24 protein-coding genes and 1 tRNA gene are annotated in these 26,404 nt (G+C 70.4%); 21 read left to right on the forward strand and 4 right to left on the reverse strand.

The window, feature by feature from the left end; genetic code table 11:
* Window positions 1-53: 53 nt before the first annotated feature.
* From rpe to AERO9AM_RS09130, 17 genes are all read left to right on the forward strand, one after another.
* The gene (rpe, locus tag AERO9AM_RS09050; protein ID WP_159575841.1) at window positions 54-749 is read left to right on the forward strand and encodes a ribulose-phosphate 3-epimerase; all 696 of its coding nucleotides are present in this window, start codon (window positions 54-56) and stop codon (window positions 747-749) included.
* Complete coding sequence (locus AERO9AM_RS09055) at window positions 746-1,009, forward strand: phosphoribosyl-ATP diphosphatase (protein WP_045252002.1); 264 nt, start codon at window positions 746-748, stop codon at window positions 1,007-1,009. Before rpe ends, AERO9AM_RS09055 begins: the two co-directional genes overlap by 4 nt.
* 36 nt (window positions 1,010-1,045) lie before the next feature.
* On the forward strand, window positions 1,046-1,888 hold the full coding sequence (gene hisG, locus AERO9AM_RS09060) for an ATP phosphoribosyltransferase (RefSeq protein ID WP_159575842.1): 843 nt from the start codon (window positions 1,046-1,048) through the stop codon (window positions 1,886-1,888).
* A complete protein-coding gene (gene hisF, locus AERO9AM_RS09065; protein ID WP_159575843.1) occupies window positions 1,888-2,649 on the forward strand; it encodes an imidazole glycerol phosphate synthase subunit HisF in 762 nt (253 codons plus the stop codon). The genes hisG and hisF overlap by 1 nt, the downstream gene beginning before the upstream one ends.
* Window positions 2,646-3,014, forward strand: coding sequence for a phosphoribosyl-AMP cyclohydrolase (gene hisI, locus AERO9AM_RS09070; protein ID WP_159575844.1), 369 nt, complete (start codon window positions 2,646-2,648; stop codon window positions 3,012-3,014). The genes hisF and hisI overlap by 4 nt, the downstream gene beginning before the upstream one ends.
* The gene (locus AERO9AM_RS09075; protein ID WP_159575845.1) at window positions 3,014-3,592 is read left to right on the forward strand and encodes a Trp biosynthesis-associated membrane protein; all 579 of its coding nucleotides are present in this window, start codon (window positions 3,014-3,016) and stop codon (window positions 3,590-3,592) included. Before hisI ends, AERO9AM_RS09075 begins: the two co-directional genes overlap by 1 nt.
* Before the next feature lie 94 nt (window positions 3,593-3,686).
* Complete coding sequence (locus AERO9AM_RS09080; RefSeq protein WP_159575846.1) at window positions 3,687-3,917, forward strand: DUF6704 family protein; 231 nt, start codon at window positions 3,687-3,689, stop codon at window positions 3,915-3,917.
* Between the two features lie 2 nt (window positions 3,918-3,919).
* The gene (gene trpC, locus AERO9AM_RS09085; protein WP_201298706.1) at window positions 3,920-4,696 is read left to right on the forward strand and encodes an indole-3-glycerol phosphate synthase TrpC; all 777 of its coding nucleotides are present in this window, start codon (window positions 3,920-3,922) and stop codon (window positions 4,694-4,696) included.
* A complete protein-coding gene (trpB, locus tag AERO9AM_RS09090; protein WP_159575848.1) occupies window positions 4,693-5,937 on the forward strand; it encodes a tryptophan synthase subunit beta in 1,245 nt (414 codons plus the stop codon). Before trpC ends, trpB begins: the two co-directional genes overlap by 4 nt.
* A complete protein-coding gene (gene trpA / locus AERO9AM_RS09095; RefSeq protein ID WP_159575849.1) occupies window positions 5,934-6,722 on the forward strand; it encodes a tryptophan synthase subunit alpha in 789 nt (262 codons plus the stop codon). The genes trpB and trpA overlap by 4 nt, the downstream gene beginning before the upstream one ends.
* Window positions 6,723-6,751: 29 nt before the next feature.
* On the forward strand, window positions 6,752-7,768 hold the full coding sequence (lgt, locus tag AERO9AM_RS09100) for a prolipoprotein diacylglyceryl transferase (protein ID WP_159575850.1): 1,017 nt from the start codon (window positions 6,752-6,754) through the stop codon (window positions 7,766-7,768).
* A gap of 169 nt (window positions 7,769-7,937) precedes the next feature.
* Window positions 7,938-12,455, forward strand: a complete 4,518-nt coding sequence (gene gltB, locus AERO9AM_RS09105) for a glutamate synthase large subunit (RefSeq protein WP_159577461.1) — start codon at window positions 7,938-7,940, stop codon at window positions 12,453-12,455.
* Complete coding sequence (locus AERO9AM_RS09110) at window positions 12,448-13,911, forward strand: glutamate synthase subunit beta (RefSeq protein ID WP_159575851.1); 1,464 nt, start codon at window positions 12,448-12,450, stop codon at window positions 13,909-13,911. Before gltB ends, AERO9AM_RS09110 begins: the two co-directional genes overlap by 8 nt.
* 58 nt (window positions 13,912-13,969) lie before the next feature.
* Window positions 13,970-15,421: a pyruvate kinase gene (pyk, locus tag AERO9AM_RS09115; RefSeq protein WP_159575852.1), complete on the forward strand. Its 1,452-nt coding sequence runs from the start codon at window positions 13,970-13,972 to the stop codon at window positions 15,419-15,421.
* Between the two features lie 72 nt (window positions 15,422-15,493).
* A tRNA-Leu gene (locus tag AERO9AM_RS09120) sits at window positions 15,494-15,579 on the forward strand.
* 202 nt (window positions 15,580-15,781) lie between these two features.
* Window positions 15,782-16,399: an ANTAR domain-containing response regulator gene (locus AERO9AM_RS09125; protein ID WP_045252013.1), complete on the forward strand. Its 618-nt coding sequence runs from the start codon at window positions 15,782-15,784 to the stop codon at window positions 16,397-16,399.
* Window positions 16,400-16,403: 4 nt separating this feature from the next.
* The gene (locus AERO9AM_RS09130) at window positions 16,404-16,955 is read left to right on the forward strand and encodes a GNAT family N-acetyltransferase (RefSeq protein WP_236602553.1); all 552 of its coding nucleotides are present in this window, start codon (window positions 16,404-16,406) and stop codon (window positions 16,953-16,955) included.
* 9 nt (window positions 16,956-16,964) lie between these two features.
* Here the strand turns inward: AERO9AM_RS09130 and AERO9AM_RS09135 are convergent, their stop codons facing one another.
* Window positions 16,965-17,342, reverse strand: coding sequence for a hotdog fold thioesterase (locus tag AERO9AM_RS09135; RefSeq protein ID WP_159577462.1), 378 nt, complete (start codon window positions 17,340-17,342; stop codon window positions 16,965-16,967).
* 117 nt (window positions 17,343-17,459) lie between these two features.
* On the opposite strand from AERO9AM_RS09135, the gene polA reads away from it, so the two are divergent.
* The 4 genes from polA (at window position 17,460) to AERO9AM_RS09155 (ending at window position 23,858) form a co-directional block, all read left to right on the forward strand.
* Window positions 17,460-20,093 (forward strand): DNA polymerase I, encoded by a 2,634-nt coding sequence (gene polA / locus AERO9AM_RS09140; RefSeq protein WP_201298615.1) that lies wholly within the window; start codon window positions 17,460-17,462, stop codon window positions 20,091-20,093.
* Between the two features lie 111 nt (window positions 20,094-20,204).
* Window positions 20,205-21,890 carry a DUF885 domain-containing protein gene (locus tag AERO9AM_RS09145; RefSeq protein ID WP_159575854.1) on the forward strand — a complete coding sequence of 562 codons (1,686 nt, stop codon included), beginning with the start codon at window positions 20,205-20,207 and terminating at the stop codon, window positions 21,888-21,890.
* 82 nt (window positions 21,891-21,972) lie between these two features.
* Window positions 21,973-23,007 carry an LLM class flavin-dependent oxidoreductase gene (locus AERO9AM_RS09150; protein ID WP_159575855.1) on the forward strand — a complete coding sequence of 345 codons (1,035 nt, stop codon included), beginning with the start codon at window positions 21,973-21,975 and terminating at the stop codon, window positions 23,005-23,007.
* An 83-nt stretch (window positions 23,008-23,090) separates the two neighbouring features.
* On the forward strand, window positions 23,091-23,858 hold the full coding sequence (locus tag AERO9AM_RS09155; RefSeq protein WP_159575856.1) for an SGNH/GDSL hydrolase family protein: 768 nt from the start codon (window positions 23,091-23,093) through the stop codon (window positions 23,856-23,858).
* Between the two features lie 40 nt (window positions 23,859-23,898).
* On the opposite strand, the gene AERO9AM_RS09160 is transcribed toward AERO9AM_RS09155, so the two are convergent.
* The 3 genes from AERO9AM_RS09160 to AERO9AM_RS09170 are packed head-to-tail and all read right to left on the reverse strand — an operon-like array spanning window position 23,899 to window position 26,359.
* Complete coding sequence (locus tag AERO9AM_RS09160; protein WP_159575857.1) at window positions 23,899-24,636, reverse strand: amino acid ABC transporter ATP-binding protein; 738 nt, start codon at window positions 24,634-24,636, stop codon at window positions 23,899-23,901.
* Window positions 24,633-25,499, reverse strand: a complete 867-nt coding sequence (locus AERO9AM_RS09165; protein WP_159575858.1) for an amino acid ABC transporter permease — start codon at window positions 25,497-25,499, stop codon at window positions 24,633-24,635. The genes AERO9AM_RS09160 and AERO9AM_RS09165 overlap by 4 nt, the downstream gene beginning before the upstream one ends.
* Window positions 25,496-26,359, reverse strand: a complete 864-nt coding sequence (locus tag AERO9AM_RS09170; protein ID WP_236602554.1) for an ABC transporter substrate-binding protein — start codon at window positions 26,357-26,359, stop codon at window positions 25,496-25,498. Before AERO9AM_RS09170 ends, AERO9AM_RS09165 begins: the two co-directional genes overlap by 4 nt.
* Window positions 26,360-26,404: the final 45 nt, after the last annotated feature.

Consider the following 26,404-nt stretch of genomic DNA (forward strand, 5'->3'; position numbering starts at 1 on the left):
CCGTCCGCGTCGCATGGACATGCCGCGGTGGGCGCACCGGGATAATGGGGCGCATGCCCGCATCTCACGTCCACCTCCCCGCCGCTCCTCGGATCAACCCGTCGATCCTCGCCGCCGACTTCGTGAACATGCAGGCGGAGCTCGCCCGCATCGCGACGGCCGACTTCGTGCACGTCGACGTGATGGACAACCACTTCGTGCCCAATCTCACGTTCGGGCCGCAGATGGTCGAGCGCATCCAGGCGACCAGCCCGATCCCGCTCGACGTGCACCTGATGATCACGGATCCGGAGCGCTGGGCGCCGGGATACGCCGAACTGGGCGCCGCCAGCGTCACCTTCCATTTCGAGGCCGCGACGGATCCGGTCGGTCTCGCGCGCACGCTGCGCGACATCGGCGCGCGTGCCGGCGTCGCGATCAAGCCCGGAACGGCGGGGGAGGCGCTCTACGACATCCTCGACGAGTTCGACCAGATCCTGGTGATGACCGTGGAGCCGGGGTTCGGCGGGCAGGGGTTCATGCCCGAGACCATGCCGAAGCTGCGCGCTCTCGCCGACGAGGCGAAGCGCCGCGGATCCGATGTGTGGCTGCAGGTCGACGGCGGCATCTCGGACGCCACCATCGCCCAGGCCGCCGCCGCCGGAGCGGACACCTTCGTCGCCGGGTCCGCCGTCTACGGCTCCCGGGACATCGAGGCCGCCGTCACGCGGCTCCGGGGGCTCGCCCGAGCCGGTAGCCTGGGAGGGTGAAGACCTTCGACGAACTGTTCGCCGAGCTGAGCCGCAAGGCGGCCGAGCGCCCGGAGGGCTCCGGGACCGTGCGCGAGCTCGACGCGGGCGTGCACACGATCGGCAAGAAGATCGTGGAGGAGGCCGCCGAGGTCTGGATGGCCGCCGAGTACGAGAGCGACGAGGCCGCAGCCGAGGAGATCTCCCAGCTGCTGTACCACCTGCAGGTGCTGATGCTGGCCAAGGGCCTGACGCTGGAGAACGTCTACCGACATCTGTGAAGCCGTCCCCGACCGCTTCGAACCGAAAGACCTCCCATGCTGCGCATTGCCGTCCCGAACAAGGGATCGCTGTCCGAGACCGCCGCCGAGATGCTCGCCGAAGCCGGATACGCCGGCCGCCGCGACACCAAGACCCTGCACGTCATCGACGCCGACAACGACGTCGAGTTCTTCTTCCTCCGTCCGCGTGACATCGCCACGTACGTCGCGTCCGGCGCGCTCGACGTCGGCATCACCGGCCGCGACCTGCTGCGCGACATCCGCCGCCCCGGCGCGCGCGAGATCGAGCAGCTGGGCTTCGCCCGCTCCACGTTCCGCTTCGCCGCCCCGCCGGGACGCTTCCGGACGCTCGAGGATCTGAACGGCGTCCGCGTCGCGTCCGCCTACCCGGGCCTCGTCGACGACTACCTCCGTGAGCACGGAGTGGAGGCCGAACTGGTGCCGCTCGACGGCGCGGTCGAGTCCGCGGTGCGCCTCGGTGTGGCGGACGCCATCGCCGACGTCGTGGAGACCGGGACGACGCTGCGCCAGGCGGGCCTGGAGATCTTCGGCCCGGTGATCATCGAGTCCGAGGCCGTGCTGATCAGCCGCCCGGGCGACGCCGAGGGCACCGAGACGCTGCTGCGGCGCCTGCGCGGCGTCATGGTCGCGCACCGCTTCGTCCTGCTCGACTACGACCTGCCCGCCGACCTCGTGGAGGAGGCAGCGGCGATCGCCCCCGGCCGCGAGTCGCCCACGGTGTCCCCGCTGCGCGACCCCGCGTGGGTCGCCGTGCGCGTGATGATCCCGCGCCGCGGCATGAACCAGGTGATGGACCAGCTCTACGCGCTCGGCGCGCGGGCGATCCTCGTCACCGCGATCCACGCCGCGAGGCTCTGATGTCGCTCACCGCCCGGGTCATCCCGTGCCTTGACGTGGCTGCGGGCCGCGTCGTCAAGGGCGTGAACTTCGAGAACCTGCGCGACATGGGCGACCCCGTCGAGCTCGCGCGGCACTACGCCGCGCAGGGCGCCGACGAGATCACCTTCCTGGACGTGACCGCGACCGTCGACGAGCGCGCCACCACGTACGACGTGGTCCGCCGCACAGCCGAAGAGGTCTTCGTCCCGCTCACGGTCGGGGGAGGGGTGCGCTCGGTCGAGGACGTCGCCCGCCTCCAGGGCGTGGGCGCGGACAAGGTCGGCGTGAACTCCGCCGCGATCGCGCGGCCGGCGCTCATCGGCGAGATCGCCGACCGCTTCGGCGCGCAGGTGCTGGTGCTCTCGCTCGACGTCAAGCGCAGCCCGCGCACCGCGTCCGGCTTCGTCGTCACCACGCACGGCGGCCGCACCGAGACCGACCTGGACGCCCTGGATTGGGCGCGGGAGGCCATCGAGCGCGGAGCGGGCGAACTGCTCGTGAACTCGATCGATGCGGACGGCACCAAGGACGGCTTCGACCTGGAGCTCGTGGGCCTCATGCGCGAGGTCTCCAGCGTGCCCGTGATCGCCTCGGGCGGTGCGGGCAGGGCGGAGGACTTCGCGCCCGCCATCGCCGCCGGTGCGGACGCGGTGCTCGCCGCGAGCGTCTTCCACTCCGGTCAGCTCACGGTCGGGGACGTCAAGGCCGCGCTGCGCGAAGCGGGGGTGCCGGTGAGATGAGCACGACCGACGAACAACTCGCGCGGGTCGCGTACAACGACCAGGGCCTCGTGCCCGTGATCGTGCAGCAGTGGGACACCCGCGAGGTGCTCATGATGGCCTGGGCCGACGAGGAGGCGCTGCGGCGCACCCTCACCACGGGCCGCGCCACTTACTGGTCGCGCTCGCGCCAGGAGTACTGGCGCAAGGGCGACACCTCGGGTCACGTCCAGCACGTCCGCGGCGCACGCCTGGACTGCGACGGCGATGTCGTGCTGCTCCTCGTGGACCAGGTGGGCGTGGCCTGCCACACCGGCACGCGCACCTGCTTCGACGGGCGGGACCTGGACGCGGTCGTGTCGTCCGACACGGAGCCGACGCCCTGATGCTCGCCCGCCGTGCGAAGTCCACGAGCCTGCTGCTGATCCTGCTCGCCGGCGCCCTGGGGATCCTGTCCTCGACGCAGACCTGGCTCGCCGTCGGCCGCGCCGACGGGGGAGAGGCCCTCGATGTGGCGGGCAACGCCGCGCTTCCGGTGCTCGCACCGCTCAGCCTCACCGCCCTCGCGGTCGGCGCCGCGCTGGCGCTCGTCGGCCCGGTGCTGCGCCGCGTCTTCGCGGCGATCGCCGTCCTGGTCGGCGGCCTGCTGCTGGTGCTGACGGCCCGGATCCTGCTGCAGCACCCGCTCGACGCGGTCGCCCCCGCGCTCACGAAGGCCACCGGTCTCGCCGGCGATCCCGCACTCACCGCCCTCGTCGACGGCATCACGGTGACGGCCTGGCCGTGGGTCGCCCTGGTCGCCTGGGTGCTGCTGCTGTTCGGCGGCGCGTGGGCGCTGCTCACCGCAGGACGCTGGCGCAGCGGGGGCCGGCGCTACCGCACCGCCCCGGCGCCGCACGACGGCCCGGTGGACGCCGTGGAGAGCTGGGACGAGCTCAGCCGCGGCACCGACCCGACCCGCTGACCTGTCTCCTGCCGACGGATGCCGGACGGCGTCCGCGGCGGGAAGCACGATCCCGATAGACTTGCACCGACCACCCGAACGCTCGGAGGAGAACATGAGCAACCCCATCGCAGATCCCGGCCACGGACACTCGCCTGCGGCTTGGACCGCCGTGGTGATCATGCTGCTCGGCTTCAGCGTCGGCACCGCCGCCTTCTTCCTGGACATCCCGGTCGTGGTGTGGGTGGGCGTCGCGCTCATCGTCATCGGCGCGATCGCGGGCTGGGTGCTCTCCAAGGCCGGCTACGGCGCGAAGGGTCCGAAGTACCAGCCGAAGGCGCACTAATGGTGCTCGCCGACCTCACGGCCGGCGCAGTCGAGGACGCCGCCCGTCGCGAGCGGGAACGTCCGCTCGCGATCGTGGAGCGCGCCGCCCTCGATCGCGCCCCGGCCCTGGATGTCCGCGCCGCGCTGGCGCCCGCCGACCGCGTGAGGATCATCGCCGAGGTCAAGCGCGCGAGCCCCTCGCGCGGTGCCCTCGCCGAGATCCCGGATCCGGCCCTGCAGGCCTCCCTGTACCAGCAGGGCGGCGCGTCCGCGATCAGCGTGCTGACCGAGGAGCGCCGTTTCGGCGGCAGCCTCGCCGACCTGGAGGCCGTCACGGCGGCGGTCGATGTGCCGGTGCTCCGCAAGGACTTCATCGCCACCCCGTACCAGGTGTTCGAGGCCCGCGCGGCGGGCGCGTCGCTCGCGCTGCTGATCGTGGCGGGGCTGGAACGCGCGAACCTGGAGCAGCTGTACACCCTGATCGTCGAGCTGGGCATGATGCCGCTGGTGGAGACCCACTCGGCCGAGGAGCTCGAGGTCGCCATCGACCTCGGTGCGCACCTGATCGGCGTGAACGCCCGCGACCTGAAGACCCTCGAGCTCGACCGCGACCTGTTCGGCCGTCTCGTCGACCGGATCCCCTCGACCTCCGTGAAGATCGCGGAGTCCGCCGTGCTCACGCCGGCCGACGTCGCGCACTACCGCGCGGCCGGCGCCGACGCGGTGCTCATCGGCGAGGCGCTCGTCACCGGCGATCCGGTCGCCACCCTGCACGCCTTCCTGGAGGCCGGATCATGACCGACAGCGACACGTCCCAGAGTCTGCGCGACCAGCCGGGCCCGTTCTTCGGCGACTTCGGCGGGCGGTTCATGCCCGAGTCGCTCATCGCCGCGATCGACGAGCTCACCGTGGCGTACCAGGAGGCGATCGCCGACCCGGCCTTCCAGGCGGAGCTCGCGGCGCTCCTGCACTCCTATGCGGGGCGTCCCTCGCCGATCACCGAGGTGCCGCGGTTCGCCGAGCACGCCGGTGGTGCGCGGATCTTCCTCAAGCGCGAGGACCTCAACCACACCGGATCCCACAAGATCAACAACGTGCTCGGACAGGCGCTGCTCACCAAGCGCCTGGGAAAGACCCGCGTGATCGCGGAGACCGGCGCAGGCCAGCACGGTGTGGCGACCGCCACTGCCGCCGCGCTGTTCGGCCTGGACTGCACGATCTACATGGGCGAGGTCGACACCGAGCGCCAGGCGCTGAACGTCGCGCGGATGCGACTGCTGGGTGCGGAGGTCGTGCCGGTCACGACCGGCTCCCGCACGCTCAAGGACGCGATCAACGACGCGTACCGCGACTGGGTCGCGAGCGTCGAGACGACCAACTACATCTTCGGTACCGCGGCGGGGCCGCACCCGTTCCCGGCGATGGTCCGCGACTTCCAGAAGATCATCGGCGAGGAGGCTCGCCGGCAGCTGCTGGAGGAGGCAGGACGCCTGCCGGACGCCGTGCTGGCATGCGTGGGCGGCGGATCCAACGCGATCGGCATGTTCGATGCGTTCCTCGACGACGCCGAGGTTCGCCTGTACGGCGTGGAGGCTGCCGGCGACGGCGTCGACACCCCGAAGCACGCCGCGTCCATCGAGCGCGGTCGCCCCGGGGTGCTGCACGGCGCCCGCACCTACGTGCTGCAGGACGAGGACGGCCAGACCATCGAGTCGCATTCGATCTCGGCCGGCCTCGACTACCCGGGCGTGGGGCCGGAGCACTCCTGGCTCGCCGCGATCGGCCGCGCCGAGTACATCCCGGCGACCGACGACGAGGCGATGCAGGCGCTGCGCCTGCTCAGCCGCACCGAGGGCATCATCCCCGCGATCGAATCCGCGCACGCCCTCGCCGGGGCGATCCGGATCGGCCGCGAGCTCGGCCAGGACGCGATCCTCGCCGTGTGCCTCTCCGGACGCGGCGACAAGGACATGGACACCGCCGCCCGCTACTTCGGGCTGTATGACGGCGCCGCCGCCGAGAACGGAGCCCAGGGATGAGCCGCGTCGAAGACGCGATCCAGCGTGCGCACGACGCCGGCCGCGGCGCCTTCATCGGCTACCTGCCGGTGGGGTTCCCGGACCTTCAGACGAGCATCGACGCGGCCATCGCGCTCGCCCGCAACGGCGTCGACATCATCGAACTCGGTCCGCCCTACAGCGACCCGGTGATGGACGGTGCGATCATCCAGGAAGCCACCCAGGCGGCCCTCGCCGCCGGCTTCCGGATGCGCGACCTGTTCACCGCGGTGAAGGCGATCACCGATGCCGTGGACGCGCCGGTCGTCGTGATGACGTACTGGAACCCCGTCCTGCAGTACGGCGTCGACCGCTACGCCGACGACCTTCTGGCCGCGGGCGGTGCCGGCCTCATCACGCCCGACATCACGCCCGAGGCCGCCCCGGAGTGGATCGCCGCGAGCGAGCGCACCGGGCTCGACCGGATCTTCCTCGCCGCGCCCACGTCCACGGACGAGCGCCTCGACCTGGTCGCATCCAGCTCGACGGGCTTCGTGTACACGGTGTCCACGATGGGCATCACGGGGGAGCGCGCGGAGCTCGACAAGGCAGCACGCACCCTCGTCGGCCGCCTGCGCGAGCACGGCGCTTCCCGCGCCTGCGTCGGCATCGGCATCTCCACGGCCGATCAGATCGCCGGAGTGCTGGAGTACGCCGACGGCGCGATCGTGGGCACCGCGCTCGTGCGCGCGCTCAGGGACGGGGGAGTGGAGCGCCTCGCCGAGGTGACCCGGGAGCTCGCCACGGGCACGTCGCGCGCACGGTGAGCGCGCGCTGACGACGTAGACTCGTGATCATGCCCTTCGCGCTCCACAGTGCCCTCTCCGACGCTGCCGTCATCGGCGTGCCCGCCAGCATCCCGAGCCCGCCGAGCGGGTCGTTCTCCGTCGGACCGCTGACGATCCACTACTACGCCCTGTGCATCATCGCCGGCATCATCGTGGCCACGCTGATGACCAACCACCGCCTCACCAAGCGCGGGGCGGAGCGCTGGGTCGTGGTGGACATCTGCATCATCGCCGTGCCGCTCGCGATCATCGGCGCGCGGATCTTCCACGTGCTGACCCACCCCGGGTTCTACTTCGGCCCGGGGAAGAACACCTGGAACCCGTTCGAGCCGGGGTCGGTGTGGGCGATCTGGGAGGGCGGCATCGCCATCTTCGGCGCCCTCATCGGAGGTGCGATCGGCGCGTGGCTGGGCTGCAAGTGGACCGGCGTGCGCTTCTCGGCCTTCGCCGACGCCCTCGCGCCCGGGCTGATCCTCGCGCAGGCGTTCGGACGCTTCGGCAACTGGTTCAACCACGAGCTGTTCGGCCTTCCCACCGACCTGCCGTGGGGGCTCGAGATCGAGTCCACCAACGCGGCGTTCCCTCCTGGGCTCGCCCCGGGGACCCTGTTCCACCCGACCTTCCTGTACGAGGTGATCTGGAACACGCTCGGCTGCATCTTCCTACTCTGGATCGGCCACAAGCTGCACCTGCAGTGGGGCAAGCTGTTCGCCGTCTACCTGATCTGGTACGGCGCGGGGCGCATGGTGTGGGAATCGATCCGCATCGATCCCAGCGAGATCTACCTCGGCCTGCGCACCAACGTCTGGGCGGCGCTGCTCGGCGTCGTGCTGGGCATCGTGATCCTCTTCGTGCAGACGCGCCGCCACCCCGGCTTCGAGCCCTCGCCGTACCAGCCCGGTCGGGAGCCGCGTGACCCTGCGGTAGAATCGCAAAACCCCGATGATTTCGTCGACCTGAGCGAGCCTCAGTCCGACGGGAATCGCGAGGAGGCGAACGCCACGAGCGCCGCCTCCCGCCCCTGAGAACGGCACCGACAGGAGCCTCGCTGCGGCGGACGCACGTCCGCCGGGAAACACGCACTGAACGAGCGGGCCGATGACGTCCCCGGTTTCATCCGAATTCTGAGGACGGTGACTGGTGCACTTCCAGCCTCCCACCGGCGCTTCCGGCGCCTACCCCCCGAAACAGGGGATGTACAACCCCGCGTTCGAGAAGGACGCCTGCGGCCTGGCCATGGTCGCAACGCTTCGCGGGGAGCCGGGACACGACATCATCGCGCTCGCCCTCGAGGCGCTGCGCAACCTCGAGCACCGCGGCGCGATCGGATCCGACGCGGGAACCGGTGACGGCGCCGGGATCCTGACCCAGATGCCGGACGCCTTCCTGCGGGCGGTCGTCCCCTTCGCCCTGCCCCCGGTGGGGGAGTACGCCGCCGGGCTCGCGTTCCTCCCGCTCGACTCCCGCGCACGCCGCGAGCAGAAGGCGGGCATCGAGCGGATCGCCGCAGAAGAGGGCCTGACCGTCCTCGGCTGGCGCGAGGTGCCCACGGCCAACCAGCACCTCGGCAAGCTCGCCGACGAGGCGCGCCCGGCGTTCGAACAGCTCTTCGTCTCGCGCCCCGCGACCGGATCCGCCGAGGCGCTGTCCGGCATCGCCCTGGACCGCGTCGCATACCGTCTGCGCAAGCGCGCCGGCCACGAGCTCGACGCGTACTTCGTGTCGCTGTCGGCGCGCACGCTCGGCTACAAGGGCATGGTCACCACGCTGCAGCTGGAGCCGTTCTACCCGGATCTGCAGGACGAGCGCTTCGCCTCCGAGCTCGCCGTCGTGCATTCGCGCTATTCGACCAACACGTTCCCGTCGTGGCCCCTCGCGCAGCCGCTGCGCATGCTCGCCCACAACGGCGAGATCAACACGGTCGGCGGCAACCGCAACTGGATGCGCGCGCGCCAGTCCCAGCTCGAGTCCGAGCTGCTCGGCGACATCCGCCCCCTGCTGCCGATCTGCACCCCGGGTGCCAGCGACTCGGCCTCCTTCGATGAGGTGCTCGAGCTGCTCACGCTCACCGGGCGCAGCCTGCCGCACGCCGTGATGATGATGGTTCCCGCCGCCTGGGAGCGCCAGACGGATCTGGATCCGGGTCTGCGCGCCTTCTACGAGTACCACTCGAACCAGATGGAGCCGTGGGACGGCCCTGCCGCCCTCATCTTCACCGACGGCACCGTGGTGGGCGCCACCCTCGACCGCAACGGTCTGCGCCCCGGGCGCTGGACCGAGACCACCGACGGCCTTGTCGTCATCGGCAGCGAGACCGGTGTGCTGGAGTTCGCTCCCGAGCGCATCAAGCGCCGCGGACGCCTGCAGCCCGGCACGATGTTCGTCGTGGACACCGCGCAGCGCCGCATCGTCGAGGATGAAGAGGTCAAGCGCGAGCTCGCCGAGCTGCACCCCTGGCAGGAGTGGCTGGACGAGGGGCGCGTGCGTCTCGCCGACCTCCCCGAGCGCGAGCACATCGTGCACCCCGTCGCGTCCATCACGCGCCGCCAGCGCACCTTCGGCTACACGGAGGAGGAGGTGCGGATCCTGCTCACGCCGATGGGGCAGACCGGCGTCGAGCCGCTCGGCGCCATGGGCAGCGACACCCCCATCGCGGTGCTGTCGGAGCGGCCCCGACTGCTCTTCGACTACTTCGTGCAGCAGTTCGCGCAGGTGACGAACCCGCCGCTGGACGCGATCCGCGAAGAGGTCGTCACCAACCTGTCCTTGGGGCTCGGCCCGGAGCGCAACCTGCTCGACTGGGGCCCCGAGCACGCCCGCACGATCGTGCTGGACTTCCCCGTCATCGACAACGACGAGCTCGCCAAGCTCCGTCACATCGACAAGGCGCGTCCGGAGCGCTCCAGCGCGACGATCAAGGGCCTGTACCACGTGGACGCCGGTCCGGAGTCGCTCGCGCGGCGCCTCGACGAGATGTGCGCCGAGGTCGACGAGGCCATCGAGCGGGGCGCGGAGCTGATCATCCTCAGCGACCGCGACTCCAACAAGGACCTCGCGCCGATCCCGTCGCTGCTCATGCTCTCCGCCGTCCACCACCACCTCATCCGGCGCGAGAACCGGATGAAGGTCGGCCTGATCGTCGAGGCCGGCGACGTGCGCGAGGTGCACCACGTGGCCACGCTCATCGGCTACGGCGCCTCGGCCGTCAACCCGTACCTCGCGATGGAGACCGTCGAGCACCTCGTGCGCACGGGCTACATCACCGGCATCACGCCGGAGAAGGCGGTCCGCAACCTCATCTACGCGCTCGGCAAGGGCGTGCTGAAGATCATGTCCAAGATGGGCATCTCCACGGTCAGCTCCTACGCCGGCGCGCAGGTGTTCGAGGCCGTGGGCCTGAGCCAGGAGCTGGTCGACGCGTACTTCACCGGCACCGAGACGAAGCTCGGCGGCATCGGCATCCAGGACATCTACGCCGAGAACCAGGCCAGGCACGACTTCGCCTATCCTGAGGACGCCGCGGCGCGCGCGCACGAGCGGCTCTGGACCGGCGGCGAGTACCAGTGGCGCCGTGACGGCTCGCCCCACCTCTTCAACCCGGAGACGGTGTTCCGGCTGCAGCACTCCACGCGCACGCGGCGATACGACATCTTCCGCGAGTACACACGGCTCGTGGACGACCAGGCCAGGGAGCTGAAGACCCTGCGCGGGCTGTTCGAGCTGCGCACGGGGGAGCGCCCGCCGGTTCCGATCGACGAGGTCGAGCCGGTGTCGGCGATCGTGAAGCGCTTCTCCACCGGCGCGATGAGCTACGGCTCCATCTCGCAGGAGGCGCACGAGACGCTCGCGATCGCGATGAACCGGCTCGGTGCGAAGTCGAACACCGGCGAGGGCGGTGAGGATCCGGAGCGTCTCGTCGACCCGGAGCGCCGCAGTGCGATCAAGCAGGTCGCGTCCGGCCGGTTCGGCGTGACCAGCCAGTACCTCACCGAGGCCGACGACATCCAGATCAAGCTCGCCCAGGGCGCCAAGCCCGGTGAGGGCGGTCAGCTACCGCCGCAGAAGGTGTACCCGTGGATCGCGCGCACCCGGCACGCGACGCCGGGCGTGGGCCTCATCTCCCCGCCGCCGCACCACGACATCTACTCGATCGAGGATCTGAAGCAGCTCATCTTCGACCTGAAGCGGGCCAACCCGGACGCCCGGATCCACACCAAGCTGGTGAGCCAGTCCGGCATCGGCGCGGTCGCGGCGGGTGTCGCCAAGGCGCTCAGCGACGTGGTGCTCGTGTCCGGCCACGACGGCGGCACGGGCGCGAGCCCGCTGAACTCGCTCAAGCACGCCGGCACCCCGTGGGAGCTGGGCCTGGCGGAGACCCAGCAGACGCTCATGCTCAACGGCATGCGCGACCGCGTCGTGGTGCAGGTGGACGGCCAGCTCAAGACCGGGCGCGACGTCATCATCGGCGCGCTCCTGGGCGCCGAGGAGTTCGGCTTCGCCACCGCCCCGCTGGTGGTCAGCGGCTGCATCATGATGCGGGTCTGCCACCTGGACACCTGCCCGGTGGGCGTGGCCACGCAGAACCCGGTGCTGCGCGAGCGCTTCACCGGCAAGCCCGAGTTCGTCGTGAACTTCATGGAGTTCATCGCGGAGGAGGTGCGCGAGCACCTGGCCGCACTCGGCTTCCGCAGCCTCGACGAGATCATCGGGCGCACCGACCTGCTCCGCACCGACGCCGCCATCCGGCACTGGAAGGCGGACGGCCTCGACCTCGAGCCCGTGCTGGAGGGCCCCGCGTTCCCGGCGCACGAGCCGCGTCGCAGCGCCCGCACGCAGGACCACGAGCTGGAGAAGCACTTCGACGCGCCCCTGCTCACGGCGGCGCGCGACGCGATCGAGCACGGCACGCCCGTGACGTTCGACCTGCCCATCCGCAACACCGAGCGGGCCGTGGGCACCATGCTCGGCCACGAGGTGACCGTGCGCCACGGAGGAGAGGGTCTGCCTGCCGGCACGATCAGCATCTCCCTGCACGGCACCGCCGGCCAGTCGCTGGGCGCGTTCCTGCCCCGCGGCATCTCGATCACGCTCGAGGGCGACGCCAACGACTACGTCGGCAAGGGCCTCTCCGGCGGCGAGATCACGATCCGCCCGCACCGCGATGCAACATTCGAGCCGCACCGCAACGTGATCGCGGGCAACGTGATCGGCTACGGCGCGACGAGCGGCACGATCCATATCTCCGGTGTGGTCGGAGAGCGATTCCTGGTCCGCAACTCGGGCGCGACGGCGGTCGCCGAGGGCGTGGGCGACCACGCGCTCGAGTACATGACCGGTGGCGTCGCGGTGATCCTCGGCAGCACGGGCCGCAACCTCGGCGCCGGCATGTCCGGCGGCATCGCCTACGTGCGCGGCCTGCACACCGAGCGCGTGAACCCGCTGTCGCTGAACTCCGGCGAGCTGGAGCTGCTCGCGCTCGACGAGGTGGACGCGCAGGAGCTGCGCGAACTGCTCGCGCAGCACCTGGAGCGCACCGGATCCCCGCTCGCCGCGGAGATCCTGGAGGACGACGATTTCGCCGCCTCCTTCACGAAGATCCTGCCCCGCGACTACGCGGCCGTGCTGCGCACGAGGGCAGAAGCAGAGGCCGAGGGGATCGACCCCGACGGCTCCATCGTCTGGAACCGCATCCTGGAGGTGACCGGTGGCTGATCCCAAGGGCTTCCTGAAAGTCACGGAGCGCGAGCTCCCCGCACGCCGGCCCGTCCCGGTCCGCATCATGGACTGGAAGGAGGTGTACGAGCCGGGTGATTCGGCCGTGCTCCGCCGCCAGGCCAGCCGCTGCATGGACTGCGGTGTGCCGTTCTGCCACCAGGGCTGCCCGCTGGGCAACCTCATCCCGGAGTGGAACGACCTCACCTGGCGCGGCGAGGGCCGGGCGGCGATCGAGCGCCTGCACGCGACGAACAACTTCCCGGAGTTCACCGGGCGGCTGTGCCCGGCGCCCTGTGAGAGCGCCTGCGTGCTCGGCATCAACCAGCCCGCGGTGACGATCAAGCAGATCGAGGTCTCGATCATCGACGAGGCGTTCGCCTCCGGATGGGTCGAGGCGCAGCCGCCGGCACGCCTGACGGGCAAGACCGTCGCCGTCGTCGGATCCGGTCCCGCCGGACTCGCGGCGGCGCAGCAGCTCACGCGCGCCGGTCACACCGTGGCCGTGTTCGAGCGGGACGACCGCATCGGCGGCCTGCTGCGCTACGGCATCCCCGACTTCAAGATGGAGAAGTCCCACCTGGACGCACGCCTGCGCCAGATGTCCGAGGAGGGCACCCGGTTCCGTGCGGGGGTCAACATCGGCACCGACATCAGCTGGGACGACCTGCGCGCCCGGTACGACGCCGTGCTCATCGCCACCGGCGCCACGCTGCCGCGCGACCTCGCCATTCCGGGCCGCGACCTCGACGGCGTGCACTTCGCGATGGAATACCTCGTGGAGTCGAACAAGGCCGTCGCCGGCGACCCGGTGCCGAACCAGATCTCGGCCGAGGGCAAGCACGTCATCGTGATCGGCGGCGGCGACACCGGCGCCGACTGCATCGGCACCGCGCACCGCCAGGGCGCGCTGAGCGTCACGAACCTCGCGATCGGACGCCAGCCCTCCGCACACCGGCCGGACCACCAGCCGTGGCCGATGATGCCGACCGTGTTCGAGGTGCAGTCCGCCCACGAGGAGGGCGGCGAGCGGATGTACCTGGCCTCGACCGTGGAGTTCCTCGGCAACGAGGCCGGCGAGGTGCGCGCGCTGCGCGTCGCCGAGACCGAGTTCGTCGACGGCCGCCGCGTGCCCAAGAGCGGCACGGAGCGCGAGATCCCGGCGGATCTGGTGCTCATCGCCATGGGCTTCACCGGTCCCGAGCACGACTCGTTCGGCGAGGAGGCGCCGCAGCGCACCGAGCGCGGCGCGTTCCGCCGCGATGAGGACTACGCGTCCACGATCCCCGGCGTGTTCGTCGCCGGCGATGCCGGGCGCGGTCAGTCCCTCATCGTGTGGGCCATCGCCGAGGGACGCGCGGCGGCCGCCGCCGTCGACCGTCATCTCATGGGGTCCACGGTGCTGCCGGCGCCCGTCCGCCCGACCGATGTCGCGATCGGGCTCCAGCCCGCGTAGGCTTGGCCCGGCCGCGAGGCCTGACTTCCATCCCCCCTGACAGCTATCGGAGAACGCATTGAGACGTGCCAAAATCGTGGCCACTCTTGGCCCAGCAACCTCGACATATGAGACGGTGCGGGCCCTCATCGATGCAGGCGTCGACGTCGCCCGACTGAACCTGAGCCATGGCGACTACTCGGTGCACGAGAACAACTACGCCAACGTGCGCCGCGCCGCCGAGGACTCCGGTCGCGCCGTCGCCGTGCTGGTCGATCTGCAGGGTCCGAAGATCCGTCTCGGCAAGTTCGAGGCGGGCCCCTACGAGCTCGCGGTCGGCGACATTTTCAAGATCACCACCGAGGACATCATCGGGAACAAGGAGATCTGCGGCACGACGTTCAAGGGCCTCCCGCAGGACGTCAAGCCCGGAGACTTCCTCCTCATCGACGACGGCAAGGTCCGCGTCGAGGTCGTCGACACCGACGGCACCGTCGTCACGACGCGCGTGGTCGTCGCGGGCGCGGTGTCGAACAACAAGGGCATCAACCTGCCGGGCGTCGCCGTCAGCGTCCCCGCCCTGAGTGAGAAGGACGAGGACGACCTGCGCTGGGGTCTGCGCACCGGCGCCGATCTCATCGCCCTGTCGTTCGTCCGGGACGCGGCGGACGTGACCCGCGTGCACGAGATCATGGCCGAAGAGGGCGTGAAGGTGCCCGTCATCGCGAAGATCGAGAAGCCGCAGGCCGTCGACAACCTCGAGGAGATCGTCGACGCGTTCGACGGGATCATGGTCGCCCGTGGAGACCTGGGTGTCGAGCTGCCGCTGGAGGCCGTGCCGATCGTGCAGAAGCGCGCGGTCGAGCTCGCCCGCCGCATGGCCAAGCCGGTCATCGTCGCCACGCAGATGCTCGAGTCGATGATCTCCAGCCCGGTCCCCACCCGTGCCGAGACCTCCGACGTCGCCAACGCGGTGCTCGACGGCGCCGACGCGGTGATGCTCTCCGGTGAGACCAGCGTCGGCGAGTACCCGGTCATCGTCGTGGAGACCATGGCGCGCATCATCGAGTCCACCGAGGACCACGGCCTGGAGCGGATCCAGCCGCTGACCACCAAGCCGCGCACACAGGGTGGCGCGATCACCCTCGCGGCGCTCGAGGTGGCGGAGTTCGTCGAGGCCAAGTACCTCTGCGTGTTCACCCAGTCGGGCGACTCCGCCCGCCGCCTGGCACGCCTGCGCTCTCGCATCCCGATGCTGGCGTACACGCCCGACCCCGGCATCCGCCGTCGTCTCGCCGTCACCTGGGGAGTGCGCACGAGCCTCGTGAACTTCGTGCCGCACACCGACATGATGTTCCACCAGGTCGACGAGCACCTGCTCGGCTCCGGCCTGGCCGAGGTGGGCGACAAGGTCGTCGTGATCTCCGGATCCCCTCCCGGGATCGTCGGATCCACGAACGACCTGCGCATCCACCGGGTCGGCGACACCGTGCACGGCGCGGCGCCGATCTATCAGGCGAACAACGGCTGAGCGCACTCGAGAACGCCGGCCCCTCACGGGGCCGGCGTTCGTCGTCTCCGGGATGCGCTAGGGTCGATCCGGGCCGGCGTGGCGGAATGGCAGACGCGGAGCACTCAAAATGCTTTGTCCGAAAGGACGTGTGGGTTCGAGTCCCACCGCCGGCACCAAGAGCGTTTCGGGGTGGCCGCATGGCCGCCGCGAAACGCTCTCCTTGGTTCGGCGTGGGGCACGTCGATCCCCAGGGCCCCGCCGGCCAGAGGCTCCGTGCGTCGCGCATGCGACGTGCGGAGAGGGCCCGGTGGGACTCGAGTCCCACCGCCGGCACCATGGTTCGCGTGAACCGAAACGCGTGTCCGATAGGATGGATCCGTGACTGAAGAGCAGCAGCCTGAGCAGCCCGCCTCGTCCGCTCCGCGACGCGTCGTCGTCGCCGAGGACGAGTCGCTGATCCGCCTCGACATCGTCGAGATCCTCCGTGACAACGGCTTCGACGTGGTCGGCGAGGCCGGCGACGGGGAGACGGCCGTGCAGCTCGCGACCGAGCTGCGTCCCGACCTGGTCATCATGGACGTGAAGATGCCGCAGCTGGACGGCATCAGCGCCGCCGAGAAGCTGCACAAGGGCAACATCGCCCCGGTCGTGCTCCTCACCGCGTTCAGCCAGAAGGAGCTCGTCGAGCGGGCGAGCGAGGCCGGAGCCCTCGCCTACGTGGTGAAGCCGTTCACCCCGAACGACCTGCTGCCGGCGATCGAGATCGCCCTCGCCCGTCACGAGCAGATCATCACGCTCGAGGCCGAGGTCGCCGACATGGTCGAGCGCTTCGAGACCCGCAAGCTCGTCGACCGCGCCAAGGGCCTGCTCAACGAGAAGATGGGCCTGAGTGAGCCCGAGGCCTTCCGCTGGATCCAGAAGGCGTCGATGGACCGTCGCCTGACCATGCAGGATGTGGCGAAGGCGATCATCGAGCAGCTCGCCCCCAAGAAGTAAGGGCGTGGATCTCGGCGACGGGATCCTGCTCCGCCCGCTTCTGCCGGGAGACGGCGCTGAGCTCGCGGCGGCCTACACGCGCAACCGTGCGCGCCTCGCGCCGTGGGAGCCCTTCCGGTCTGAGGACTTCTTCACTACAGAGCGCCAGCACGCTCTCGTGGAGGAGTCTCTGCGCAGCGTCGCGGACGGCCGCAGCGCGGCGTTCGTGCTCTCCGATGCGGGTGGCCGCATCGTGGGCCGCGTGAACCTCGGAGACATCGTGCGCGGCGCGTTCTGGAGCGCTCATCTCGGCTACTGGATCGACGAGGACGCGTCGGGTCGGGGCATCATGCGCAGGGCCGTGCAGGCGGTGTGCGCACAGGCGCGCGACGAGATCGGCCTGCACCGGGTGCAGGCGGCGACGCTCGTGCACAACGTCGCATCGCAGCGGGTGCTCCGCGCCGCCGGATTCACCGAGATCGGCCTCGCTCCGCGCTACCTGCGCATCGCAGGGGAGTGGCAGGACCATCTGCTGTTCCAGCGGATCCTGGAGGATCCCGTCGACGGAAGCCCCTGAGCGCGTCCGTCAGCGTGCGTCGGGCAGGTCCTTGATCATGTTCGTGATCCGGATCGTCGAGCAGCGGCGGCCCTGCTCATCGCTCACGACGATCTCGTGCACCGTGATGCTGCGCCCCAGATGGACGGGCGTGCAGACGCCGGTGACCACGCCGCTCGTCGCGGAGCGGGTGTGCGTCGCATTGATGTCGACGCCCACGGCGAGACGTCCCGGACCGGCGTGCAGGTTGGCGGCCATCGATCCCAGCGACTCGCCGAGCACGACGTATGCCCCGCCGTGCATGAGCCCGACCGGCTGGGTGTTCCCCTCGACGGGCATGGTCGCGACGCACCGGTCGACCGAGAACTCGACCCAGCGCAGGCCCATCTTCTCGGCCAGCGCTCCCATGCCGCGCTCCGCCGCCCAGTCCAAGCCGGGGCTGCGCTGTACGGTGCTCGTGTCGGCCGGGTCGGTCACTCGGATCCTCCTCGAATCGATGTCCGCCGCTGTCGTTAGGCTGAAGTGGTGACGGACTCCGCAAAGCCTACTCTCATGGTCGTCGACGGCCATTCGCTCGCATACCGGGCGTTCTTCGCCCTCCCGGTGGAGAACTTCACCACCAAGGACAACCAGCACACGAACGCGATCTACGGGTTCCTGTCGATGCTGGTGAACCTCATCAAGGCGGAGCGGCCGACCCACATGGCGATCGCGTTCGACACCTCCCGCCACTCGTTCCGCACCGAGGAGTATCCGGAGTACAAGGCCACCCGCTCGGAGACGCCCTCCGAGTTCCGCGGTCAGATCCCGCTGCTGCAGGACTGCCTCGCCGCGATGTCGATCCCCGTGCTCACCAAGGAGGGGATCGAGGCCGACGACATCCTCGCGACCCTCGCCGCTCAGGGCACGGCGCAGGGCTACGACGTTCTCGTGGTCTCCGGCGACCGCGACACCATCCAGCTCGTCAGCGACGACGTGACCCTGCTCTACCCGAACGTGCAGGGCGTGTCTCAGCTGAAGCGCTACGACCCGATCGCGGTGCAGGAGCGCTACGGCGTGCGCCCCGAGCAGTATCCCGACATCGCCGCGCTGGTCGGGGAGACCAGCGACAACCTGCCCGGCGTGCCGAAGGTGGGCGAGAAGACGGCCGTGAAGTGGCTCACCCAGTTCGGGTCGCTCGACGCGCTGCTCGAGCGCGCCGACGAGATCAAGGGCGTCGTCGGCGGCAATCTCCGCGAGCACATCGAGGATGTGCGCCGCAACCGCAAGCTCAACCGCCTGCTGCAGGACGTCGAGCTCGAGGTCGGCCCCGCGGATCTGGCGACCCGGCCGATCGACGCACAGGCGGTGCGCGACATCTTCGCGCGCCTGGAGTTCCGCACACTGCTGCCGCGCGTGTTCGAGGCGGTCGGCGAGGACGCCCCTGCACTGGAGCCGTCCGCGGCCGTCGTGATTCCCGCCGCCTCCGAGCTCACGGCGGAGGCCGCCTCGGCGTGGCTCGCCGGTGCCACGGGCGAGGTCGCCGTCGAGGTGACCGTGTCCGGCGGGCTCCCGCGGCGCGTCGGCCTCGCGCACGGCGACGACCTGGTCGAGCTGTCCTGGGATCCGGCGGTGCAGGCGGCGCTCGGCGATTGGCTGGCTTCCCCGGCGCCGAAGGTGTTTCACGACGCCAAGCCGCAGGTGAAGGCGCTGCACACGGCAGGGGTGCGTCTCGGCGGCCTCGCCTATGACACGAACCTCGCCGGCTGGCTGCTGCGGCCCAGCTACCCGGACAAGACGCTCGCCGACCTCGTCGACCGCTACCTGGGCGAGAAGCTGCCCGAGGCGGATCCCACCCAGCTCGTGCCCGAGACCGAGGGCGCGTCTCCCGCGCAGCTCGCCTGGTTCACGGCCCGCGTGGCCGCGGCGCTGCGGGCGGACGTCCCGGAGAGCGTGGACCGGGTGCTCCGCGAGATCGAGCTCCCCACGCTCATCACGCTGGCAGACATGGAGCTCGCCGGCGTCGCCGTGTCGCACGAGATCCTCTCCGGCTTCTCCCACGAGCTGGGCGAACGCGCCGGCGGCATCGCGCAGGCGGCGTTCGAGATCATCGGCCGCGAGGTGAACCTGGGCTCGCCGAAGCAGCTCCAGGAGGTGCTGTTCGACCAGCTCGAGCTGCCGAAGACGCGCAAGACCAAGACCGGCTATTCCACGGACGCCGCCGTTCTCGCGGATCTCCAGGAGACCAATCCGCATCCGTTCCTCGACCTGTTGCTGCAGCACCGTGAGGCGACCAAACTGCGGCAGATCATCGAGTCGCTCGACACCGCGATCCGCGCCGATCACCGCATCCACACCACGTACGTGCAGACGGGCAGCCAGACCGGCCGGCTCAGCAGCACCGACCCGAACCTGCAGAACATCCCCGTCCGCACCGAGGAGTCCCGCCGCATCCGCAGCGCCTTCCAGGTGGGGGAGGGCTACGAGACGCTCCTCACCGCCGACTATTCGCAGATCGAGATGCGGATCATGGCGCACCTGTCTGGAGACGAGGGTCTGATCGAGGCCTTCAACTCGGGTGAGGACCTGCACCGCTTCGTGGGCGCGCGCGTGTTCGGCGTGGAGCCGGAGGACGTGACCCCCGCGATGCGGACCAAGGTCAAGGCGATGTCCTACGGGCTCGTGTACGGGCTGAGCGCCTTCGGCCTGTCCAAGCAGCTGCGCATCGAGCAGTCCGAGGCGAAGCAGCTCATGATGGAGTACTTCGCGCGGTTCGGCGCCGTGCGCGACTACCTGCGCGCCTCGGTGCTCGCGGCGAAGGAGGTCGGCTACACCGAGACGATCTTCGGCCGCCGGCGGCCGTTCCCCGACCTCGTCAGCCCGAACCGGGTGCTCCGGGAGAACGCCGAGCGAGCAGCGCTCAACGCCCCCATCCAGGGCAGCGCGGCCGACATCATGAAGATCGCGCTGTTCCGCATCCACGCCGACCTGCTCGATCAGGGCATGTCATCGCGGGTGCTGCTGCAGATCCACGACGAACTCGTCGTCGAAGTGGCTCCGGGGGAGTGGGACGCGACCGAGCGGATCGTGCGCGAGCGCATGGCGGGCGCGGCGGACCTGTCGGTGCCGCTGGATGTGCAGGTCGGCCGGGGCGCCGACTGGAACGAGGCGGCGCACTGAGAGCCGCGCGGTGAGAGCCGCGCGGTGAGCGGCCGGCTCCGGTTCGCGACCCGCCCGGCAGGGACGCGTCGTTCCATGGAACGGGGCCGGATCCGCGGATAGCATCGTGGGATGACCGCAGAGCAGCCCACGACGCGCACGCCCTCCGCCATCGATCAGATCGCCGAACGCTGGGTCGACACCCTGACCGAGCTCTCGCCGATCCTCGGCACCTACATCGGCCGCAACGAGGTGAACGGTCGTCTCGACGACTTCAGCCCCGCCGGCCACGAGCACGCGATCGCCGAGACCCGGCGCGTGCTCGCGGAGCTGGACGCGCAGGAGCCGGTCGACGAGATCGACCGCGTCACGAAGACCGATCTCTCCGCGGAGCTCCGGCTCGCGATCGAGCAGCACGACGCCCAGTGGCATCTGCGCGACCTCAACGTGATCGCGTCCCCGGCCCAGGACGTGCGCCAGGCCTTCGACCTCATGCCGACCGCCACCGCCGACGATTGGAGCGTGATCGCCGAACGGCTCGGCGCGATCCCGGCCGCCCTCGAGGGGTACGTCGCGACGCTGCGCGAGGGGATGGCGAAGGGCGTCGTCCCGGCACGCCGCCAGGTGGTCGAGGTCGCCACGCAGATCGGCCGCTACACCGCCGACGACGGTTTCTTCGCAGCGTTCGTCGCCGAGGCCGCGACCGAGGAGGGGCAGCTGCCGGCGAGCCTGGCCCGCGACCTCGCGGATCGCTCGGCGGCGGCGCGGGTCGCATACGACGCGCTGCGCTCGTTCCTCAGTGCCGAGCTCGCCCCCGTCGCAGGGGAGCAGGACGCGGTCGGCCGCGACCTGTACGCGCTGGCTTCCCGGCGCTTCCTCGGCGCGACGATCGACCTGGACGAGACCTACGAGTGGGGACGTGAGGAGCTCGCCCGGATGGTCGCGGAGCAGACCGCCATCGCGAACGAGATCCTCCCCGGTGCCACGGTCGAGGAGGCCGTCGCCCACCTCGAGGCGGATCCGGCCCGCAAGCTCATCGGCACGGATGCACTGCAGCGCTGGATGCAGGAGACGAGCGACCGGGCGATCGCCGAGCTCGGCGCCACCCACTTCGACATCCCCGAGCAGATCCGCACCCTCGAGTGCATGATCGCGCCGACTCAGGAGGGCGGCATCTACTACACCGGCCCGACCGACGACTTCTCCCGCCCGGGCCGCATGTGGTGGTCGGTGCCGGAGGGCGTCACCGAGTTCGACACCTGGCGCGAGCTCACCACGGTGTACCACGAGGGCGTGCCGGGCCACCATCTGCAGATCGCGCAGGCCACGTACAACCGCGCGGAGCTGAACACCTGGCGGCGCGTGCTGGCCGGCACCTCGGGCCACGCCGAAGGCTGGGCGCTGTACGCCGAGCGCCTCATGGAGCAGCTCGGGTACCTCGACGACCCCGCGGACCGGCTCGGCATGCTCGACGGACAGCGGATGCGCGCCCTGCGCGTCGTCCTCGACATCGGCGTGCACCTCGGCAAGCCGCGTCTGGACGGATCCGGCGTGTGGGACCACGACTACGCGCTCGACATGATGCGGCGCAACGTGAACATGTCGGACGAGTTCCGTCAGTTCGAGGTGAACCGCTACCTGGGCTGGCCCGGCCAGGCGCCGTCGTACAAGGTCGGCCAGCGGATCTGGGAGCAGGTGCGTGATGCCGTCAAGGAGCGCGAGGGCGACGCCTTCGACATCAAGGCGTTCCACAAGCGCGCACTCGACATGGGAGGCGTCGGCCTCGACACGCTGCGCTCCGTCTTCCAGGTCGGCTGAGCCCCGGCAGACCCGAGGAGGGGTCGCGGGAATGCCCGCGACCCCTCCTCAGTTCATTCAGGTGAATAGAAAGGGGCTCGGGATGGACATCGAGTTCGGGCTGGACACCTTCGGAGACATCACCGTCGGCGAGGACGGGACGCCGCTCACCGCGGCGCAGACGATCCGCAACATCGTCGAGCAGGCCGCGCTGGCCGACCAGGTGGGCATCGACTTCTTCGGGGTGGGGGAGCACCACCGCCGCGAGTTCGCCGTCTCGAGCCCGGAGATGGTGCTCGCCGCAATCGCCTCGCGCACGGAACGTCTCCGCCTCGGCACCGCCGTCACCGTGCTGAGCTCGGACGACCCGGTGCGGGTGTACGAGCGCTTCGCAACCCTGGATGCGCTCTCGAACGGACGGGCGGAGGTCGTGCTCGGGCGCGGATCCTTCACCGAGTCGTTCCCGCTGTTCGGTTACGACCTGCGCGACTACGACCGGCTCTTCGAGGAGAAGCTGGAGCTGTTCGTCGAGCTGCTCAAGGAGGAGCCGGTGAGCTGGCAGGGCTCGGTGCGCGCACCCCTGGAGAACGCGGACGTGTTCCCCAAGACGGAGAAGGGCATGCGCACCTGGGTGGGCGTGGGCGGCTCGCCGGAATCCGTCGTGCGCGTCGCCCGGCACGGGCTCGGCCTCATGCTCGCGATCATCGGCGGGCCCGCCGCGCGGTTCCGTCCGTTCGTGGATCTGTACCAGCGCTCGGTGGACGCCTTCGGAAATCCGGCGCTCCCCGTGGCCGTGCACTCGCCCGGACACATCGCCGACACCGACGAGGAGGCGTGGTCCACCGCCTATCCGGGCTTCGAGACCATGCGCAACACGATCGGCGCGGAGCGTGGCTGGGGCACGGGCTACAGCCGCGCGCAGTTCCAGAACGAGGTCGGCCCGGAGGGCGCCGTGTACGCGGGTTCCCCGGACCGGGTGGCCGCCAAGATCGCGGACACCGTGCGCACCCTCGGCATCGGCCGCTTCGACCTCAAGTACGCGACCGGCACCACTGCGCATTCGGCGCTCATGCGCAGCATCGAGCTGTACGGCACCGAGGTGATCCCGCGCGTGCGGCGCCTGCTGGCGGACGACTGACCGACCTGCGGCGCACCGAGGCCGTGCAGCTCAGCCCAGGTCGGCAGCGACCCGGGCACACGGGGCCGTCGTAGGCTGAGAACGTGACAACGGTTCGATTCGTCGCCATCGGCGACTCCTTCAGCGAGGGCGTCGGCGACGAGCTGCCCGATGGAACGGTGCGCGGCTGGGCGGACCTGGCGGCGCTGGGCTGGGCAGACGCGCTCGGGGAGCCGATCTCGTACGCGAACCTCGCGATCCGCGGCCGCCTGGCCTGGCCCGTCGTCGAGGAGCAGCTCGAGCCCGCCCTGGCGCTGCGGCCCACGCACCTCTCGTTCAACGCGGGCGGCAACGACATGCTGCGTCCCCGCGCCGACATCGAGCACATCGCGGATGCGTTCTCGCGCGTCCTGCGTCGATGCGACGAGACCGGCACGACGCTCATCGTGCTGAGCGGCGCGAACCCCTCGGCCCGACTCCCGCTCAGCTCGCTCATCCAGCGGCGCGGCGACGAGCTGTCCGCGGCGGTGCTGCGGCGGATCCAGGACCGCCCGGACGTGGTCCAGGCGCTGAACTGGCCGGACCGCGAACTCAGCCGGCCGGAGTACTGGTCAGAGGACCGGCTGCACATGAACGCGAACGGGCACCACCGTGTGGCGGCCCGGGTACTCGACGCCGTCGGGGCGGGTGCTCCGGAGGACTGGTGGCATGCCCGTGCGGCGGCGGAGTCCGAGCCGTTGAGCACGCCCGCGTACTATCGTCGGCACGTCGGTCCGTGGATCAAGCGGCGCGTCACCCGGCGCTCCTCAGGAGACGGTCGCCGCCCGAAGTTCCCGGAGTGGACCGAGATCCGCCCATCGTCTGCGGACTGAGCGACCGGACGACGCGCACCCCGGGATCGCGGCGCCGCGCTCAGCGCGTCACGCGCGCCAGGAACTCCGCCGTCGCCGGATGCTGAGGCGCGTCGAAGATCTGCGTCGGCGGCCCCTGCTCCACGAGGACCCCGTCCTTGAGGAACACGACCCTGTCGGCGACCTCGCGCGCGAACGACATCTCGTGGGTGGCCATGAGGATGGTCGTGCCCCGCCGCTTGAGCTCGCGCACGAGATCGAGCACTTCTCCGACGAGCTGCGGATCCAAGGCGCTCGTGATCTCGTCCAGAAGCAGGAGCTCAGGATCGGTGAGGATCGCACGCACGATCGCCACGCGCTGCTGCTGCCCGCCGGAGAGCCGGTCCGGGTACGCGTCGGCCTTGTCCCCGAGGCCCAGCGCGGTGAGAAGCTCCCGACCGCGGCGGACCGCGTCCGCCTTCGCCATCCGGTGCACCCGGCGGGCGGCCAGTGTGATGTTGTCGAGCACCGTCAGGTGCGGGAACAGATTGAAGTGCTGGAAGACGACGCCGATCCGGGCGCGGACGGCATCTGCATCGATCCGCGGATCCGTGATGTCGGTGCCGGACAGCAGGATCTGTCCGTCGTCGACGCGCTCGATGAGGTTCATCGTGCGCAGCAGAGTCGACTTGCCGGACCCGGAGGCGCCGATCAGCACGACGACCTCGTGCGCGTCCACGGCCAGATCGATGCCCCGCAGCACGTCGTGATCTCCGAAGCGCTTCCGGACGCCGAGCGCCTCGATCACAGGGGCGGTCATACGATCCCTCCGGCCTGCTCGCGCCGGTTGAGCCGTGCGGTGACGATGTCGGTGAGCCGGATCATCGGCCAGCTCAGGATCACGAAGAACAGGCCGGCGACGATGTACGGCGTGAAGTTGAAGGTCTCGGCGACCTGCAGCTGCGCAGCGCGGACCGCGTCCACGGCGCCGAGCACCGAAATGAGTCCGACGTCCTTCTGCATCGAGACGAAGTCGTTCATCAGGGCGGGGACGACCTTGCGCACGCCCTGGGGGATCACGACGATCCGGAGGGTCTGGCCGTGTGTGAGACCGAGCGAGCGCGCGGCGACGCGCTGAGAGGGGTGCACCGCCTCCATGCCGGCGCGGAGCACCTCCGCGACGTAGGCGGAGTAGCTGATGACGAGGGCGATCGTGCCCCAGAACATGGCGGGCATCCGCGGGAAGATCATGAGCGCGGGGATCCCGAAGCCGACGAGGTACAGCACGATGAGCAGCGGAACTCCGCGGAAGAAGTCGGTGTACGCCGCCGCGAGCAGCCGGAGCGGGAAGAACACCGGCCCGCGCAAGGATCGCAGCACCGCCAGCAGGGTGCCGAGCAGCGCGACGCAGACCGCCGCGATCACCAGCACCAGCAGGTTCACCAGCAGTCCCTGGAAGATCGGGCCCACGCTGGCGAGCCCGATCTTCGGGTCGAAGAACGTCTCCCGGACGACCGTCCATCCCGGCGTGTTCGCGACGACGGCGACGAGCACCGCCGTGACGATGAGGGTGCTCAGGAGCGCGAGCAGGACGGAGCGCGTCGTGGCGCGACGGCGCAGAGCGCGGCGGGACAGTTCGAGCGGGCTCGGCTGCCACGCCGCGTCGACGAGAGGCGAGGTCACTTCAGGACGGGGACGTTCACGGCCTCGCTGAGCCACTTCTTCTGCAGCTCCGCGAGCGTGCCGTTCTTCTTGAGCGCGTCGACGGCCTTGGTGACGGCCGGGGTGAGCGCAGAGTTCTTCGGAAGCACGAACGCGAACTGGTCGCCGCCCTTGTCATCGGCGAACTGCCCGATCACCGTGCCGTTGTCGAACTGGGCGCCCGTGACGTAGAAGGCGCCAGGCAGGTCGGTGATCATCGCATCGATCTGACCGCCCTTGAGCGCCTGGACGACATCGTCGACCGAGTTGAAGACGCTGAGGTTGTCGGTGCCGAGCTGCGCCTTCGCGACGGTGTAGCTCGTGGTGCCCGTGGCGACGCCGACCTTGGCCTTCTTGAGGTCGGCGACCGTCTTGGCGGTCGCCGCCGGGGTGCCCTTCGCCGCGACGACGGCCTGGGTGGTCGTGTAGTAGGAAGACGAGAAGTCGACGGCCTTCTTGCGGTCCTCGGAGATGGAGAACTGCTGGATGTTCAGGTCCCAGTCCTTGGGGCCGGGTGCGATCGCGGCGTCGAACCCGGTGCGCGTCCACACGATCTGCTTGTCGGAGAAGCCGAGCTCCTTGGCGACCGCATTCGCGACGGCGCCTTCGAAGCCCTTGCCGTTGGCGGGGTCGTTGTCGACGAACCAGGGCTCGTAGTCGGGGTCTCCGGTGGCGATCGTGAGCTTGCCGGCGGTGACGGTCTGCAGCGCAGCACCGGTGGCGTCGGCGCCCGCGGACGGCGCGGAAGACGATGCGGCACCGCTGCAGGCGGCGAGGGAGAGCGCGGACGCGACGACCGTCGCGATGACGGCGGTGCGGCGCAGGGCGGGTGCGAGGGACACGAGGACTCCTGGAGTGCGGGTGCGGGGGCGGGCGGGTGCGACGGC

Source organism: Microbacterium sp. 8M, from assembly GCF_902506375.1.
Taxonomy (GTDB): domain Bacteria; phylum Actinomycetota; class Actinomycetes; order Actinomycetales; family Microbacteriaceae; genus Microbacterium.

Excerpts from the sequence above, each read along its gene's own strand:
- rpe (WP_159575841.1), top strand. The coding sequence starts at position 54 with ATGCCCGCATCTCACGTCCACCTCCCCGCCGCTCCTCGGATCAACCCG.
- trpB (WP_159575848.1), top strand. The coding sequence starts at position 4,693 with ATGACCGACAGCGACACGTCCCAGAGTCTGCGCGACCAGCCGGGCCCG.
- AERO9AM_RS09160 (WP_159575857.1), bottom strand. The coding sequence starts at position 24,636 with ATGACCGCCCCTGTGATCGAGGCGCTCGGCGTCCGGAAGCGCTTCGGA.
- hisF (WP_159575843.1), top strand. The coding sequence starts at position 1,888 with ATGTCGCTCACCGCCCGGGTCATCCCGTGCCTTGACGTGGCTGCGGGC.
- AERO9AM_RS09080 (WP_159575846.1), top strand. The coding sequence starts at position 3,687 with ATGAGCAACCCCATCGCAGATCCCGGCCACGGACACTCGCCTGCGGCT.
- AERO9AM_RS09150 (WP_159575855.1), top strand. The coding sequence starts at position 21,973 with ATGGACATCGAGTTCGGGCTGGACACCTTCGGAGACATCACCGTCGGC.
- hisI (WP_159575844.1), top strand. The coding sequence starts at position 2,646 with ATGAGCACGACCGACGAACAACTCGCGCGGGTCGCGTACAACGACCAG.
- trpA (WP_159575849.1), top strand. The coding sequence starts at position 5,934 with ATGAGCCGCGTCGAAGACGCGATCCAGCGTGCGCACGACGCCGGCCGC.
- AERO9AM_RS09075 (WP_159575845.1), top strand. The coding sequence starts at position 3,014 with ATGCTCGCCCGCCGTGCGAAGTCCACGAGCCTGCTGCTGATCCTGCTC.
- gltB (WP_159577461.1), top strand. The coding sequence starts at position 7,938 with ATGTACAACCCCGCGTTCGAGAAGGACGCCTGCGGCCTGGCCATGGTC.
- lgt (WP_159575850.1), top strand. The coding sequence starts at position 6,752 with ATGCCCTTCGCGCTCCACAGTGCCCTCTCCGACGCTGCCGTCATCGGC.
- AERO9AM_RS09135 (WP_159577462.1), bottom strand. The coding sequence starts at position 17,342 with ATGGGAGCGCTGGCCGAGAAGATGGGCCTGCGCTGGGTCGAGTTCTCG.
- hisG (WP_159575842.1), top strand. The coding sequence starts at position 1,046 with ATGCTGCGCATTGCCGTCCCGAACAAGGGATCGCTGTCCGAGACCGCC.
- AERO9AM_RS09145 (WP_159575854.1), top strand. The coding sequence starts at position 20,205 with ATGACCGCAGAGCAGCCCACGACGCGCACGCCCTCCGCCATCGATCAG.